General features: G+C 43.3%; 13 protein-coding genes and 1 other annotated feature. Of the genes, 9 read left to right on the top strand and 4 right to left on the bottom strand.

Features of this window, described 5'->3' with window-relative positions:
• The first annotated feature begins 105 nt into the window (after positions 1 to 105).
• A complete protein-coding gene (mmuM, locus tag LC20001_RS12725; protein WP_010009175.1) occupies positions 106 to 1,023 on the top strand; it encodes a homocysteine S-methyltransferase in 918 nt (305 codons plus the stop codon).
• Positions 1,024 to 1,087: 64 nt separating this feature from the next.
• Here mmuM and icd read toward each other — a convergent pair whose 3' ends face one another.
• The 3 genes from icd to acnA form a co-directional block, all read right to left on the bottom strand.
• Positions 1,088 to 2,341 (bottom strand): NADP-dependent isocitrate dehydrogenase, encoded by a 1,254-nt coding sequence (gene icd / locus LC20001_RS12720; protein ID WP_010009174.1) that lies wholly within the window; start codon positions 2,339 to 2,341, stop codon positions 1,088 to 1,090.
• Positions 2,338 to 3,483 carry a citrate/2-methylcitrate synthase gene (locus LC20001_RS12715; RefSeq protein ID WP_010009168.1) on the bottom strand — a complete coding sequence of 382 codons (1,146 nt, stop codon included), beginning with the start codon at positions 3,481 to 3,483 and terminating at the stop codon, positions 2,338 to 2,340. Before LC20001_RS12715 ends, icd begins: the two co-directional genes overlap by 4 nt.
• A 72-nt stretch (positions 3,484 to 3,555) precedes the next feature.
• Positions 3,556 to 6,147, bottom strand: a complete 2,592-nt coding sequence (acnA, locus tag LC20001_RS12710) for an aconitate hydratase AcnA (RefSeq protein ID WP_010009167.1) — start codon at positions 6,145 to 6,147, stop codon at positions 3,556 to 3,558.
• A 319-nt stretch (positions 6,148 to 6,466) separates the two neighbouring features.
• Here acnA and LC20001_RS12705 point away from each other — a divergent pair, with 319 nt between their 5' ends.
• Entirely contained in the window at positions 6,467 to 7,150 is a 684-nt protein-coding gene (locus LC20001_RS12705) for a hypothetical protein (protein ID WP_010009166.1), read from the top strand.
• 124 nt (positions 7,151 to 7,274) lie between these two features.
• Positions 7,275 to 7,528 (top strand) — a binding site (T-box leader).
• Positions 7,529 to 7,768: 240 nt separating this feature from the next.
• Here the strand turns inward: LC20001_RS12705 and LC20001_RS12700 are convergent.
• Entirely contained in the window at positions 7,769 to 9,214 is a 1,446-nt protein-coding gene (locus LC20001_RS12700; RefSeq protein WP_169925072.1) for a DDE-type integrase/transposase/recombinase, read from the bottom strand.
• A gap of 144 nt (positions 9,215 to 9,358) precedes the next feature.
• Here LC20001_RS12700 and LC20001_RS12695 point away from each other — a divergent pair, with 144 nt between their 5' ends.
• The 7 genes from LC20001_RS12695 to LC20001_RS12665 all read left to right on the top strand — a co-directional run bounded on the left by LC20001_RS12695 (position 9,359) and on the right by LC20001_RS12665 (position 16,605).
• Positions 9,359 to 10,153, top strand: coding sequence for an amino acid ABC transporter permease (locus LC20001_RS12695; RefSeq protein WP_010009164.1), 795 nt, complete (start codon positions 9,359 to 9,361; stop codon positions 10,151 to 10,153).
• A gap of 12 nt (positions 10,154 to 10,165) precedes the next feature.
• Positions 10,166 to 10,921: an amino acid ABC transporter ATP-binding protein gene (locus LC20001_RS12690; RefSeq protein WP_010009162.1), complete on the top strand. Its 756-nt coding sequence runs from the start codon at positions 10,166 to 10,168 to the stop codon at positions 10,919 to 10,921.
• Positions 10,922 to 10,942: 21 nt separating this feature from the next.
• A complete protein-coding gene (locus LC20001_RS12685; RefSeq protein WP_010009160.1) occupies positions 10,943 to 11,785 on the top strand; it encodes a transporter substrate-binding domain-containing protein in 843 nt (280 codons plus the stop codon).
• A 16-nt stretch (positions 11,786 to 11,801) separates the two neighbouring features.
• Positions 11,802 to 12,947 (top strand): amidohydrolase, encoded by a 1,146-nt coding sequence (locus LC20001_RS12680; RefSeq protein WP_010009159.1) that lies wholly within the window; start codon positions 11,802 to 11,804, stop codon positions 12,945 to 12,947.
• 52 nt (positions 12,948 to 12,999) lie between these two features.
• Positions 13,000 to 14,310, top strand: coding sequence for an O-acetylhomoserine aminocarboxypropyltransferase/cysteine synthase family protein (locus tag LC20001_RS12675; protein ID WP_010009158.1), 1,311 nt, complete (start codon positions 13,000 to 13,002; stop codon positions 14,308 to 14,310).
• 41 nt (positions 14,311 to 14,351) lie between these two features.
• On the top strand, positions 14,352 to 15,254 hold the full coding sequence (locus LC20001_RS12670) for a glutathione S-transferase C-terminal domain-containing protein (RefSeq protein WP_010009155.1): 903 nt from the start codon (positions 14,352 to 14,354) through the stop codon (positions 15,252 to 15,254).
• 187 nt (positions 15,255 to 15,441) lie between these two features.
• Positions 15,442 to 16,605: a CynX/NimT family MFS transporter gene (locus LC20001_RS12665; RefSeq protein WP_010009153.1), complete on the top strand. Its 1,164-nt coding sequence runs from the start codon at positions 15,442 to 15,444 to the stop codon at positions 16,603 to 16,605.
• The last annotated feature ends 6 nt before the right edge of the window (positions 16,606 to 16,611 follow it).

Genomic DNA, 16,611 nt, shown 5'->3' with positions numbered 1-16,611 from the left:
AGAAAAGTTTAATAGATTTAACATAGCATTTTTTTAACTAAAAAGCTATATTTCTTGCGGAATTAGCGCTGAATAAACGACCTAATTATGGAGGAAGTGGACGTAATGAATTTTCGCCAAGCAGTCAAACAACCACTGATTTTAGATGGCGCAATGGCAACTGAATTAGAAAAACGTGGTGTCGACACGAATAGTGAGTTATGGTCAGCACGAGCGTTGTTGACTGATCCTAACGCAGTTTATGCCGTGCATTATAGTTATTTTGCGGCCGGCGCCGATGTCGCGATCACTAATACCTATCAAGCCAACGTCCCTGCTTTTGAAAAAATTGGCTTGACCGCTGCGGCTAGTAAGGCCTTGATCGCTAAAGCTGTCCAAGTGGCGCAACAAGCACGCACCGATTATTTGGTAGCTAGTGATAATGCTCGTGACCTCTATGTTGCCGGTAGCGTTGGTCCATATGGGGCTTATTTAGCGGATGGGAGTGAATATACTGGTGCTTATCAGCTAGATCGTAAAGCTTACCAAGTTTTTCATTACCCGCGCATTGCTCAGTTGGTAGCCAGTGGCGTGGACGTTTTAGCTATCGAAACGCAGCCCAATTTTGCTGAGATCCAAGCTGTCGTTGCACTTTTACAGGAAGAATTTCCACAGCAGACAGCGTGGGTATCGTTGAGTATTAAGGATGCGCAAACACTTTGTGATGGCACACCATTGGCTGAAGTGGTGACTTACCTGAACCAGCAGCCGCAAGTTGTCGCCCTAGGCGTGAATTGTACAGCGTTGACCAACGTAACGGCTGCGTTACAGACTCTACAGCCACTGACGGATAAGCCATTATTAGTTTATCCTAATTCTGGTGAGGAGTACGACCCCAGTGATAAAACGTGGCATATGCAGAAAAACACGCCTCAATTTAGTGAACTAGTACCTAAATGGCAAGCAACTGGTGCCCAATTGATTGGCGGCTGTTGTCGGACAACACCTGGCGATATTGAACAAATTAGCCAAATATTACGCTAAAAAAGGTGAACCTCGTTAATGTCGAGGTTCACCTTTTCGTTTGGTGGCTGAAGTTATGCACAAATTATAGTTGCGCGATCAAATATTGGCCAAAGTCGCTGGTGCTAAGTTGTGTTGCGCCAGGAATTTTGGTAGCAAAATCCCAAGTCACTTGTTTGTTTTGAATGGCGGTGGCAACGGCTTGACGAATTTTGGCGGCAACTTCTGGCCAGCCGATGTAATCAAATAACAAAGCACCAGATAAAATGATCGAAGTGGGATTCAATTTATTTTGGCCGGCAAACTGTGGCGCGGTGCCATGGGTGGCTTCAAAAATTGCGGCGCCGGTGACGTAATTAATGTTCGCACCTGGTGCGATCCCGATGCCACCAACTTGGGCTGCTAGTGCGTCGGAAATATAATCGCCGTTAAGATTTGGTGTAGCGATGACGGAAAATTGTTCCGGTGCCAACAACGCCTGTTGGAAAAAGTTATCCGTGATCACGTCTTTAATGATCAATTTACCGGCTTGCTGCGCAGCCTGATAAGCGGCATCAGCAGCGGACTGATCAGTTTTAGCCAATTGGCGATAGGTTTCCCAAGTAAAAATTTGGTCGGCATAATCTTGGGCAGCAATTTCGTAGCCCCATTTCTTGAAGCCACCTTCAGTCAGTTTCATGATGTTACCTTTGTGTACTAAGGTGACAGACGGTAAATGATTGGCTAAGGCATAATCGATGGCGCTTTTGACCAGCCGTTGACTGCCACTTTTTGAGATTGGCTTAAGGGCAAAGGCACTTTCTTCAGGAAAACGCACCTTGTTAAGTTGTTGGTCCGTAGCTAATAACTGCCGTAAGGGGGCGCTAGCTGCACCAGGAGCGTACTCGATCCCAGCATAAATATCTTCCGTGTTTTCACGAAAAACCACCATTTCAGTTTTTTCTGGTTGTTTTAGTGGGGAAGGCGTCCCAGCAAAATAATGAATCGGCCGGAAACAAGCATATAGGTCAAATTTTTGGCGTAGGGTCACATTTAAGGAGCGGTGACCGCCACCAATTGGCGTAGTCAGTGGTCCTTTGATCGCGACTAAATTAGTTTTTAAGGCATCTAATGTTGCTTGTGGTAGCCATTCGCCAGTTGCTTTAAAGGCTGCTTCGCCGGCTAGTAGTGGCAGCCACTGCACTGCTTTGGTATCACCATAAACCGCAGTGACGGCAGCATCAAATAAGGGTTGCGCCGCCGCCCAAATTTCTGGGCCGATACCGTCACCAGCGATAAATGGAATCGTTGGTTGCGCTGGAACATGCAACTTGCCATTTTTCTTGGTAATTACGCTCATAGTGCGGCACCTCCTTCTTGTTTAAATGGCCGCGGTGTTAAATCACTTAATTGCAGCTCGCTAGGCACTTTTTTATCATAAACACCGGTGTAATGTGAGCTAGGCCGAATCAGGTAACTAGCGGCTTTTTGCTCACGAATGTGTGCCAGCCAACCAGCGGTACGGCTGACCGCAAAAATCGGTGTGAAAATATCGTGGGGCACACCGAGGCAATGGTAGATGATCGCCGCATAGAAATCAACGTTGGGTTTCAACTGCTTGGTTTGCCACATGTAGGCAGCTACTGCTTCAGCTAAATTGAATAGCGCCATTTGATCGTAATGTTGTGCCATTATTTTGGCATAGTCGTGTAAGTAAAAAGCTCGCGGATCACCATGCTTGTAAATACGATGACCGAAGCCCATGATTTTCTCGTGATTGGCTAATCGGCTACCCAAGTATTCCGCGACTGTTTGCCCGCTAGAACGAATACCGTCCAGTAATAAGTAAACTTGTTCATTAGCACCACCGTGCAGCGGCCCTTTTAACGCACAGATTGCGGCAGTTAGGCAGGAATATTCATCAGCATTAGTTGACGCGGCAACCCGCGCGGTAAAGGTAGAGGCGTTGAATTCATGATCAGCGTGCAGGAGCAACACTTTGTTAAACAGATCGTTTTCTGCTGCACTAGGTACTTTGCCGGTAAGCAAGTAAACGAAGTTACCAGCAAAGTCTAGTTTGCGCCGCGCTTTTAAGGGCTTTTTTCCGGCACGCAGCCGCACGATCATGGCGACGATCATCAACATTTTAGCTTGGATCGCGGTGGCGTTACTTTCTGCCTTAGATTCAGTTGAACCGAGGAAAGAAACGCTGGTGCGCAACAAACTCATCGGATGTCGCTGAATCTTGCTAATTTTTTTCAATGTGTCTAGGAAGTCAGGGGCCAACTCCATTTCGGCGAAAAGAGCGGCCCGAAAATTCTTTAATTCAGCGTTGGTCGGTAAGCGCTGATGCCAGAGTAAGAAAACAACTGCCTCATAGGGGACGTTGTTGGCGATCAGTTCGGTGATCGGGTACCCAGCATAAGTCAACATATCGTTTTTCGTGGAACTAATAGCGGTGTCAGCGATGACGACGCCAGCTAAACCTTTAGGTAAATCCATGTGGAACCTCCTTTTACATTGCTTAGGTCGTGTTTAGAAATTATTGCTACGTTGAATTTTGTAGAACAGATTTTAAGCCAAATCTGCTTTTCGCCGCAAAACTAGTGGTAAAATACCATCATTTTCGTAGTAAGTCATATCAGTGGGGGTATCGAAACGTAATTTAGCGGTAAATTTGGTTTGTTTGCCGGTCGCAGCGGTTGCAGTAACGTGGGCCGTGTGGTCGGTGAAACTGATGGCAAATGATTCAGCACCGCTAAGACCAAGACTAGTGGCGTTTTCGCCGGCTACAAACTGTAAAGGTAAAACGCCCATCATGACCAAATTGGCCCGGTGGATTCGTTCAAAACTTTCAGCAATCACTACTTTGACACCTAGGAGTTTGACCCCTTTAGCGGCCCAATCGCGGGATGACCCCATGCCGTAATCCTTACCGGCTAGAATCACTAAGCCAGTACCGTCGGCCTGATATTTAGTGGCAGCATCAAAAATTGGTAAGATTTCGTCAGTTGGCCAGTAGCGCGTATAACCGCCTTCTTTTTCTGGTGTGAGCTGATTTTGGATTCGGATGTTGGCTAGTGTGCCGCGCATCATCACGTGATGGTTGCCGCGACGCGAACCGTAGGAATTAAAGTCTGTCGGGGCAACATTTTGAGCTTGCAAATATTGCCCTGCAGGGGTGTTTTGACCAATAAAGCCAGCCGGCGAAATATGATCAGTCGTGATCGAATCACCAAATTTAGCCAGTGTTCGTAAGTTGGTTAAATACGGCAATCCAGTGTGTCGGGTTAGTTTTTGGAAGAACGGCGGTAGCGCAATGTAAGTTGAGTCGTCTTGCCAAGCATAGCTACTACCAGTCGGTGCGGCTAACGCATTCCAAGTCTTGTTAGCGGTCAATAATGAAGCGTACTCGCGCTTAAACGTATCAGCGGTGACTGTTTGCTGGATCAAGGCATCCACTTCACTAGCTGCCGGCCATAGATCTTTTAGAAAAATCGGATCACCAGCACGATCATGGCCTAGCGGTTCGGTGGCTAGATCAATGCGTAAAGTACCGGCTAGAGCGTAGGCAACGATCAATGGCGGCGAAGCAAGGTAAGTATCTTTGACTAGCGGATTAACCCGACCAGAAAAGTTACGGTTACCAGATTCAATGGCAGCAATCGGGAAATTAGCGGCAGCTACTGCTTGTTGCATTTCTGGTTTTAGTTGGCCGGAATTACCGATACAAGTGGTGCAACCATAGCCGACTAAATTAAAGCCAAGCTGGTCCAACGCCGATTGTAAACCTGCCGCAGCGAGATAGGCAGTTACGACTTTTGAACCTGGGGCAAAGGATGTTTTAACGTATGCTGGCACTTGTAAACCAGCGGCGAAAGCTTTTTGTGCGATCAAACCAGCAGTCAATAGCAAGCTAGGATTTGATGTATTGGTACAACTGGTGATTGCGGCGATTGCTAAGTCGCCACGTTGTAATTGGTACTCATGATCAGCTACGGTGACGGCTAATTTTTGGTTATCTGTAAATTGTTGTTTCAATGCGGTCAATAGTACAAGATCTTGCGGCCGGCTGGGACCAGCCAAACTAGGTACAATCGTGGCCAGATCCAAACTTTCAGTTTCTGAGTAGTGGCATTGTTCAGTAGAGTCGTGGAATAGGTGATTTTCGTGTGCATAATCGCTGATCAATTGAATTTGTTCAGTGCTGCGGTTAGTTAGTTTGAGATAGTTTAGCGTTTGCTGATCAATTGGGAAAAAGCTAGCCGTTGCACCATATTCAGGCGCCATATTGGCGATCGTTGCTCGATCAGCGATCGATAACGCTGCTAAGCCAGGACCGTAGAACTCGACAAATTTACCTACGACGTTATGAGCGCGCAATAATTTAGTTACGGTTAACGCTAAATCAGTGGCAGTGGCACCTTCCGGCAATTGATTGCTAAGGCGGACACCAACGACTTGCGGAATCTGCATGTATGAAGGTTCGCCTAGCATACTGGCTTCGGCTTCGATACCACCAACGCCCCAGCCAAGAACGCCTAAGGCATTGACCATTGTTGTATGCGAGTCAGTGCCGACAACGGTGTCAGGAAAGGCCCAGTGCTCACCATTTTGGGTTGTACTACGAACAACACTGGCCAAATATTCAAGATTAATCTGATGAATAATGCCGGTATCCGGCGGTACGATCCGCAGATTTTTGAAAGCTTGTTGTGCCCATTTTAAAAACTGATAGCGCTCATGGTTGCGAGCAAATTCTTTTTTGATGTTGGTCTGGAAAGCTGCTGCATCACCAGCACGGTCAACTTGAACCGAGTGATCAATGATCAGATCAACGGGTACATCGGGATTAATGGTATCAGGATCGCCACCATCAGTGACTAATTGGCTGCGCATTGCGGCGAGATCGACTAAAGCAGGAACACCCGTAAAATCTTGTAGGATCACCCGCTCTGGCTTGAAAGCAATATCTTGATCTGCCTGTGGCCAGCTTAGAAACGGCGCTGGGTCAGTCTTTTGCTGGCGCAGCGTCATTTCTAATAAAACCCGTAATGAGTAGGGTAAGCGCGCCACATCAAAGTTGTGCGCTTGTGCCCAGTCATTGATCGCGTAATAATGATAAGTTGTTCCACTTGATTTAAAAGTTGCTTGATAAGTCGTCATCGCTAAACCTCCTAGAAATCGCCCACAAAAGATTAAAAATAAATGAGTTATTAATTAGTTATCTTTAATTTAAAGGGTTTGCAAAATAGAAGTCAAACGAAATTATAAAATAGTTAGAAAATAAAGATTTTCACATTTAAATTTAATTTAAAGTGAAAGTAGTGCTATAAAAATGGTTAATTATAAAGTGAGTTACATAATCGATGTTAACCAGAATCTTGGCTTACACGCCTCTCATTAGCAAAATTATGCTAAAATGAATGCAGACCGCAGCACTGCTTTTTAGCGGTGCGCTAATTTAAAAATAAAGGAATTTATCATGCAATTAAAACGTCTAACTTGGTTATTTAGCGCGCTAGTTGTCTTACTGCTATTACCAACACCGATTCATGCTGCAAATAAAGTCACAACTCAGCAAGCGCCCTTTGCCGGTAAAATTGAGAATTATCGGTATCGTAATCGTACTTATCAGATTCCAGCAGCCTATTTGCAATATCAAAACAAACAACTGGCACTGCTAACGGTCAGTAATGATCATAAAGGCCACGTCATGGTGGTGAGCTATATCGGTACGGGCACCAGCGAGCAGAAATTTTATCGTTTTACCGGACAATTACGCTATTTTGCCAGTTTGTATGAATTGAAAGACTTCATGTCCGCCTATAATCAGCGCAGTGGCGATTATTTAGCCAAAACGATCTATGCGGCGACTCACGCCCAGCCAATCATCAATCCCGACAAAAAATCATTACAATTCACGACTTCACCGCTGTTATATCAATTTGAAGGTATGAATCAAACTACCAGTCATCCGATTTATAAGCAAAATATTAAGTCATACAAAAAAGTCCACTTAACGTCACTAAGTGATTCGGCGCTAAATCTCCCACAAGTAAATATGCTTAATTCGGCTGGCGAAAGTGCTGCTTTGTATTATCAAACTGCTGATACTAGCCAGATTATTGTTGATCCGTTAGGAATTTTCGTGCGAGTAGATGAATAAACAATAAACTAACAGACTAGTTACTTAGATGTCGAATTCTAAGTGCTAGCCTGTTTTTTTTGTAAAAAAGTCATTGACAATTAGAAAGTAGCTCATTATAATTTGAAACAATCGAATAAAGCATTAAATCAAAATGAAAAGATGAGTAAATTGATTTGCTATTTGAAGAGAGTCACTAATTGGTGCAAAGTGACATTAGCAGGCAGTTGAAGATGGTCTTGGATTTGAATTACAGCTGAGCATAGGCAAAGTTGTAACGGGCACTCCCGTTAACGAGTTAGAGTATACCGATTTTAGATCGGTGCACTTGAAGAGGAATGATTCGTAAGGATTATTTAAATTAAGGTGGTAACGCGGAAAAGCACTTTCGCCCTTGTATAGCAATATACTGGGGCGAAAGTGCTTTTTTCGTTGCTAAAATTGGTAACGTCTAAAGTTCCATGAAACCCAAGTTCAAAACCGGATGTTCAGGGAGGGGATGATGTTTATTGTACGGCATCACTGTCCACGGATGAAAAGAACTTAATTCAAGCGTTACTTCTCACTGGACCTTGCCTATTTTATGTGTTCTAGGGTACACAAATTAAGCCTTAGATAGTCTGATTTTTTTGCAGAATACTAGGCTGCAGTTGGTAATTGAGATTGCGCTAGTTCAATTAGCGCCAGCCATTTGTCCGGCATTCGTTCAAACGGTTTGAGTTGTGGTAACTCAACAGGAATGCGGTAATGCAGTGCTTCATGAGGCCGCAAGAAGTTATAGGCCGCTGAATAAAGTGCCGTGTAACTCGCTGAACCTGTGGCAGAGCCAAAGCCGGTACTGGAACGATAATTTTCTTTGTAGGAACGATTCAAGCGCTCAATGGTTTGCTTTAAGAAGCGGTACTCACGACTGATCTCATCTTTGTTTTCAAGACCAACAACCTGGTGAATGCCAAACTTGATGCCCTGTTGTGCAAAATAGATCTGGGCAACTTGGTAGATCGGATTCGCGTCAACGACGAAGTTAAGCTTCTCAGGGATCTGAGGCATCTTTTGGAGGACTTGGTTGATCGCAATGACCGCTGATTCGGTTGTGCGATTAGGGGTCACGTAGTCGGCGAGAATGAGCTTACACTTGGCGTCGTAGAAGTAGAAGATATAGTGCCACTTGCCTTTCACGCGCACGTAAGTCTCGTCACCAACAATCTGATCGGACAGTGCGTAAGGATAATTCGCCCAGAAAGGCCGGACAACAGCGGCTACCGCCATTTCGTAGTTATGGATGGTCTGGTGTGAGATTTTAACGCCATGAATATCGTACATGATCGCCGCGGTTCGCCGCGCTGACAGACCATAGTTGATGTGATAGGTCAGCACCAAGCCCAGCACTTCAGGGCTGGCTTGAATCCGATCGAGGTCTACCGGTGCTTGGATCGGCGATTCTGGCGCAATGCCTTTAAGTTCAAAGTTGTAGGTTCGCCAAGTGTAGCGCACCTTGTGGGCAGTTGGATGGACGTTGAAGTCAGCGACTTCAGCGGGTGACATTGAGGCGATCGCACCAAGGCGAAAAGCGCACTTATCGTTATAACAACACCAGACGTCGAACCTGGTCCGACGGTTGTGAATACTCAGGCGATTCTGGCAATAAGGACAACGTAAAGCGACCGTCTTATTCTTCTCGGCGTGACCATCTTGAAACTTGAACTGACAGACCTTGCACCGTAGCTGACCGCCAGCACCGTTATTGGCGTAAAGATAGTCCTGTGGTGCCGAGCACCGCGGACAGTCTTGCGCCGCAAAGATGATTGGTTTACGCCGCCTGACTGGCAGTATCGGCTTACCGTTCTTTTCAAGCGACTCAGCGATCAACTGCTGGTAGTCGAGGGCTTTAGAACCGATATCAGCTTGAAGTAGTGGGACTTTCTCATCGACCTGAAATTGGTTAAAACGCTTGAATACCGGTTTATCAGCGCTTGGCAGCCGTGAATGAGCAAAGATCTCAGCCAACTGAGCTAAAAGGATCAAAATAATTTGTCTTTGGAGCTTGATTATTAGAACTAAATAGGCTATTAATGGTGTATGCACTCGAATCCTTCTTTCTGGATTTTCTTGTTGTTCGCACACCAAGAATACCAGAAAAAGACGTTCGGGTGTTTTTTAATATTCGGAAATTAATAACAAAAACGAGGTACGTTTGACAGTACCCTAAAATTTGAGGAGGAAGAATAAATGCCTAAGTTAATTGATTTTAAAATGATTTTGACGAATATACCACAATTGTTGCAGTATCTACCGATCACTTTAGCAATTGTTATTTTATCGATGATTGTTGGGCTAGTCTTTGCGCTGATTATCGCATTAGTGCGGTTGAATAAAATACCGGTTTTGACTCAGTTATTTACGTTATTAGTTTCATTTGTACGTGGGACGCCGCTATTAGTACAGTTGTATTTATCTTATTATGGAGTGCCAATCGCATTGAAATACTGGAATTATTATAATCATACGAATTATAACATCAATAATTTACCGGCATTCCTGTTTGTTTTTGTCGCGTTTGCAATTAATGAAGCAGCTTATAATTCTGAAAACATTCGTGGTGCTTTACTTTCGGTGGACCGTGGTGAAATTGAGGCAGCACAATCGCTGGGCATGACTGGCGGCCAGATTTTACGGCGAATTACAATTCCAGAAGCGTTGGTAGTCGCGTTGCCGACTTTAGGAAATCAGTTTATCAGTTTGATCAAGGGAACCTCGCTAGCTTTTGTTGCCGGTGTAATTGAAATGACTGCTGAGGGTCAGATTATTGCTGGTCGCAATTTTAGATATTTTGAAGTCTATCTTTCCTTGGCAATAATTTATTGGGCATTAACGGTAATTACCGAGGTTATTATTCGTTTTGTTGAAAAGCGGCTCAATAAGTTTAGAACGGTCCAAAAAGTAGTTGAAATTAATGACACACTTGAAGACAATGCATTACCAATTAAACGCTCGTTACAAGTTTTAGAAACTGAAACAAAATAGGAGGGCGATAAAATGATTGAAATTAAGCATTTAGCGAAAACTTTTAGTAATCATGAGATTTTTAATGATATTAATTTAAAAGTTAACATGGGAGAGATTTTAGCAATCATTGGTCCTTCTGGCTCAGGAAAATCAACATTATTACGTTGCCTAAATTTACTTGAAAAACCAGATGAAGGTGAAGTGACTATTGGTGATTCGCATTTCACCGCACCTAATATTTCTAAAAAACAGGCAGTGGGAATTCGCCAGGAATCCACGATGGTTTTTCAACAATTCAATCTGTTTAGACAAAAAACAGCTTGGCAGAATGTTGCTGAAAATTTAATTACCGTTAAAAAAGTGAACAAAGTGGCAGCCAAGCAACGGGCGCTTGAAGAGTTGGATAAAGTTGGCTTAGGTGCCTATGCCAACTTTTACCCAGGACAACTATCTGGTGGACAAAAACAACGAGTAGCAATTGCTCGGTCTTTGGCCACAGATTCTAAGATTTTATTGTTGGATGAACCAACGTCGGCGTTAGACTCAGAATTAGTTGGTGAAGTTTTGACTACATTAAGGGCGGTCGTTGAAAACCATCCTGATTATACGGTTATTTTAGTGTCACATGAACTGGAATTTGTGAAAGAAGTAGCCACTAAAGTGATTTTTTTTGAAAGTGGGCAAATCATTGAATCAGGTACACCAGAAGAAGTGTTGAATAATCCGCAACAAGCACGGACACAGCGTTTTTTAAGCCGCTTTACACAGCAAGCTATTGCACAATAAAAGAGTTGGAGGAATTTTTTCATGAAATTAAAACAAAAAGTCGTTTTACTAACCTTGGCCATTACAGCTACGATAGCAGGTACAATTAATTTACCAAATAATACGGTTAAAGCAGCCACTAAAACTACAACAATCACTGCGATTACTGATGGTAATGTGGCACCATTCGCGGTTAAAAGTAAATCTGGAGAAATCACAGGATATGATGCTGATGTTTTAAAAGCAGTTGTGAAAAGACTGCCGCAATATAAATTAAAGTGGAAGTTGGCTAACTTCGATGCTTTATTAGGTAATATTGATGCTGGACGCGCAGATATAGGGGTTAATCACTTTGGTAAGACGGCTGAGCGTAAGGAAAAATACTTATTCTCTAAACCAATTTTTGAAGATAAACCTGTCTTCATTGTGAAAAAATCAAATAATACAATTAAGAGCTTCAACACTGCTGCTGGCAAAACTACGCCAGCACAAGTTGGAACTGGTTTTTCGCTTAATTTGGAACAATACAATAAAGATAATCCGAAAAATAAAATCAAGATTTCCTACGTTAAAGATTATCACGATTTACAAGATGTTAGTTCCGGTAAATATGATTTTGCTTATACCGATCTATCAATGTATAACGCTGAACAGAAAGAATACAACATTAAAAACGTTAAAGCTGTGAAATTACAACGTAATAAAGATGGCAATAATTTTGATCATCCGTATACTTATTTTGTTTTTGGCAAAACAGCTAAGGACAAGAAGTTCCAACAAGCAGTTAATGAGGAGTTAGTTAAGTTAGCTAAGGATGGGACATTGACTAAAATTAGTAATAAATATTTAGGTAGTGATTTTTCACCTAAAGTTTTAAGGGAATAATTAGGAGGCTAATCATATGAGTCATTTAAGTCTAGCAGAACTAGAAAAACAATTAATCACGTATCGGCATGACTTTCATGAATATCCAGAGTTAGCCAATCATGAATTTAAAACAACTGCGAAAATTAAAGCAATTCTAGAAGCGTGGCACATTAAAATTTTACCAACAAAGCTTAAAACGGGTGTTTTTGCTGAAATTGGGCTTAAAACTAAACCGCTGATTGCTTTGCGAGCTGATATTGATGCGTTGCCGATCACTGAAGCTTCGGGTGTGTCTTTTAGTTCAAAAGTACCGGGAATCATGCATGCTTGTGGTCATGATACACATATTGCGGCTTTGCTTGGAGCAGCTTATTTGTTGAAGCAAGAAGAAGCTGCTCTGCCAGGTAAGATACGATTGATTTTCCAACTATCTGAAGAAGATCAAGAAGGTGCCTTGCAGGTGATCGATGATGGTCAATTGACTGATGTACAGGCAATTTTAGGGTTTCATAATACGCCGCAACAGCCAGTTGGTGCAATTGGTTTAAAAGCGGGCATTACTAGTGGAGCCATTGATAAATTTAAAGTCACTTTAAGCGGCGTTGGCACGCATGCCTCAGCACCGCAAAATGGTAAGGATCCGATTCCGGCACTGGGAGCGACGATCAGTGCATTACAAACAATCGTTAGTCGTAATCTAGATCCTTTTAAGGCAGGTGTCGTCAGTATTACCCATGTGAATGCTGGAAATACCTGGAATGTATTACCGGAAAAGGCATTTTTTGAAGGGACAGTGCGGACTGCGGATAAAGAAGTGCGTAAGCAAATCAAGCAGCGCTTTTTTGAAACAGTTAAATACACCGCTAAGGCACAACAAATTCAGGCTGATATCGACTGGTATGATGGTGATCCCTCAGTAGATAATGATGCTAAATTAACTGCATTAGTGCAAGATGAGACGGAAAAGTTTGCGCCCACTTATGTACAGCAACCTAAATTAGGTAGCGATGATTTTGCTTGTTATCAAGCTTTGATTCCTGGCGTTTATGCCAACATTGGCAATGGTGGTAGTGTTAGTGCCCATAATCCACATTTTATTGCGGACGATAAACTGATCATTGTCGGGGCACAGTTCTTTGAAAAAAATGCCCGACGTTGGTTAGCTGAACTTGCTGATTAGTACTATGGAAGATAAATCTCCCAAAGGAATGGAAAAAGTGGAGGGATAAATTTTGAAACCTGAACATTTTGATACAGCACGCTTACATGCTGGATACGATCCGGCTGCTCATTTACAATCGCCACTAGTGCCGATTTATCAGACCGCGGCATTTGGTTTAGGTGACACTGAAACGGCTGCCGCAATTACTGCGGGAACTAAGGCCGACGCCTACACTTATTCACGAGTTGGTAATCCGACAGTGCGGGCTTTTGAAAAAAGGCTAGCTGCTTTGGATGGTGGTACTGATGCAGTAGCAGTTGGTTCAGGAATGGCCGCAATTTCTTATGCGCTTTTAAATGTGGCCGAAGGTGGTGGCCGTATCCTAGCACCAACCAATATTTATGGTGCTAGTTTGGATGAATTCAGAACTTTGTTACCTAAATTTGGAATCCAATTTGATTTTTTCGATGATATTAATGATCTAACAACGATCAAATCATTATTGCGACCGGAGACAAAAGCAATTTATATTGAAAGTGTCGCTAATCCGAGCACAGAAGTTGCGGATATTGCGGCACTTGCACAGATCGCGCATGCGGCTGGGATACCCTTGATCGTTGATAATACCTTTCCTACACCATATTTATGTCGTCCCTTTGAATTTGGTGCTGATATTGATGTTTATTCCTCAACTAAAGGAATTAACGGTCATGGAAATGTTGTTTCTGGTGTGGTCATTGATCATGGTCAATTTGATTGGAACAACGGTAAATTCCCGCAGATGACTGAACCAGAGTTTATTTTAGGTGACGAAGCGCAGCACAAAACTGCTAGTTTCTATAGTAAATTTGGCGCTAATGCGTTTATTAATCGGATCCGCATGAAGTATTTGCGCTTGCTTGGTGCCGTAATGAGTCCATTCGATGCCTACTTAGCGCTACTTGGATTAGAAACAATTTCTGAGCGTTTAAGTAAGGAAGTACAAAGTGCTACAGCAATCGCACAATATTTGACGACTAATCCACATGTTAAGCACGTTTACTATTCGGGGATTGAAAAGGATAATCAGTTGGTTAAGAAGTATTTTCCACATGGTATTGGGGCTATCTTATCGTTTGAACTTGCTGGTGATGAGGAACAAGTCGCAAAAGTATTGGATAATGTACATGTCTTTACTTATTTACCTAACGTTGGTGATGTCCGTTCTTTGATCGTTAATCCGGTTAAGGTCACCCATCGAGAAATGCCGCAAGCAATTCGGTTAAAGCATCAATTAAATCAACAAGTGCTGCGGCTTTCGATTGGCCTAGAAGATGTTCGGGATTTGATTGCCGACCTTGACCAAGCGATTAGGCAGGCATTTGTTTTGCCGCAGGAATGACAACAACCCATAATAAAGACTATATATAGGAGGAAAACAGTATGGCAGCAGCATGTGAATGGCACCCAGGACAGGCTAAGGTAGCTACAAAAAGTCAAAAAATACAAACACCAATTGCAATTCAAGCTGGACGCTATCGACTGATTTGGGGTAAGTTTTGTCCTTGGGCGACGCAAATTGCGATCGAAATTGATTTATTAGGTTTAGATCAAGTTATATCTAAAGGTGAGATTCAATCATTGCGTCGTCGTGACTTAGACACAGATTGGGTGTTTGGGGCCACCAATCAAGTTAAAGATCCAGTGTTACAGACAGCACGATTATCAGAAAACTATCGGCAGGCACTACCGACATTTAGTGGTCGTGCGACGGTACCAGCATTAGTCGATACGACGACAGGTGCTGTGGTCAACAATGATGCTAATTTCTTGTTGGATAATTTAGCGACAGCCTGGCGACCTTATTTTAGCACTGCTGCACCAGAACTTTATCCTGCAGAACAAAAAGAGGCAGTTCGTCAGACAAGCCAGACCATACTGCACGAAATTAATGAAGTCCCTGGCAAAATTTTACAGGCTAAATCGCAAGTAGAGTACGAACAACTGGCTCAGACTTTCTTTACGCGTTTAGCTAGTTTTGATCAAATATTGTCAACTCAGCCCTACTTATTAGGCGATCAGCTGACACAACCGGATATTCGCTTATTCGTTACGTTGGTGCGGTTTGATTTAGTTTATTACTACCAGAATAAATTAAGTTATAAAAAGTTAACCGATTATCCAGCATTATGGTCGTACGCCAAACGATTGTATCGACTACCTGCATTTAAGCAAAATACTGATTTTACCGCGATCAAAGCTCATTTCTATCAAGTCGATGATACACCGATCAATTCGTTTGATCGAGTAACGCCATTTGGTATCGATGCGGCAAAATGGGCATAGGTCGAATGAATATCAAGGTAGAAAACGTTGCCTTGTGAAGCACGTTTTGCCTATATTATATTTGGAAGTACAACGAAAGAGTTGCGACATAACTTACTTATGTGACAACTCTTTTTTGCTGGATTGTCTTTTTCATGAAAAATGGTAGGCTTAAATTAAAATGTTTTCAGAAAGCGGGTGTTGGGGTATGCAGAAGCGCTATCGTTGGTTATTATTGGGAATTATTCTGGTAGGGACTTGTTTGCGGATGCCGATCACAGCGATTCCGGCGTTGTTGGGTACGATCCAGCGTAGTTTACAGTTGCCGGCTAGTTTATTAGGAAGTTTGACAACAATTCCGTTGTTGTGTTTTGCGTTATTATCGCCGTTTGCGCCACAGTTAGCGCGTCGCTGGGGCAATGAGCTGACGATTTTTATCGCGCTAGTGTTTTTGACGCTTGGTGACTTTTTACGTGGCTTTAGCGCGATTTGGTTATTGGTCGGCACGTTATTGTTAGGCGTCGGGATCGCGGTAATGAACGTGTTAGTACCAGCGGTGATCGCGGATCATTTTCTGCAGCGGTTGGGCAGCGTTACGAGTCTATATACTTTTTCAATGACGTTATTCAGTGCGGTTGGCGCTGGTGCCAGTGCGCCGTTAGCCAAACAATTCGGCTGGCAGCCGGTTTTACAGATTTTGGCGTTAATTGCTGGTATGATTGCGCTGCTGTGGTTGCCGAATTTACGATTAAATCATCGTCTAGTACCAGCGAACAATCAACCAAAAGTACGCTCGGTTTGGCGGGTACGCGGGGCTTGGTTGATGACCGTAATGATGGGGATTCAGTCGTTGCTGTTTTACACGGTTTTAACGTGGCTGCCGAAAATTATGACTAGCCGCGGTGTTCCAGCAACAACTTCGGGTTTAATGCTGGGACTATTTCAATTAGCAGCGCTACCGGCAGCTTATTTTATTCCAACCTTGGCGGCCAAAGCCAAACAGCGGAGTGACTTGATCTGGGCGATTTGTGGGATGTTCGTACTCGGTTTAGCTGGGCTGTTAGTACCAAGTCATTCATTGTGGTACTTAGGTGTGTTGTGCGTATTGCTTGGTTTAGCCAGTACCGGTGCATTTGGTTTATGCATGACTCTGTTTAGCTTAAAAACCACCACGGCGGCAGAAACAGCGGCAATTTCGGGGATGGCACAATCAGCTGGCTATTTATTGGCAGCCGTGGGACCTGTGTCGTTTGGCTTGGTTTACGGTGCGCTTCATTCATGGACGCTATTGTTGTTAATTTTGCTTGTTTTAGATGTAATGATGTTGATCGTCGGTTTGGCAGTTGAGCGGCAGCAAACGATCTTTGACTAAACTAAA

The organism is Loigolactobacillus coryniformis subsp. coryniformis KCTC 3167 = DSM 20001 (genome assembly GCF_002706425.1).
Lineage (GTDB): Bacteria > Bacillota > Bacilli > Lactobacillales > Lactobacillaceae > Loigolactobacillus > Loigolactobacillus coryniformis.
The sequence above is the reverse complement of the archived record's forward strand: the minus strand, read 5'-3'. Positions and strand labels throughout refer to the sequence as shown.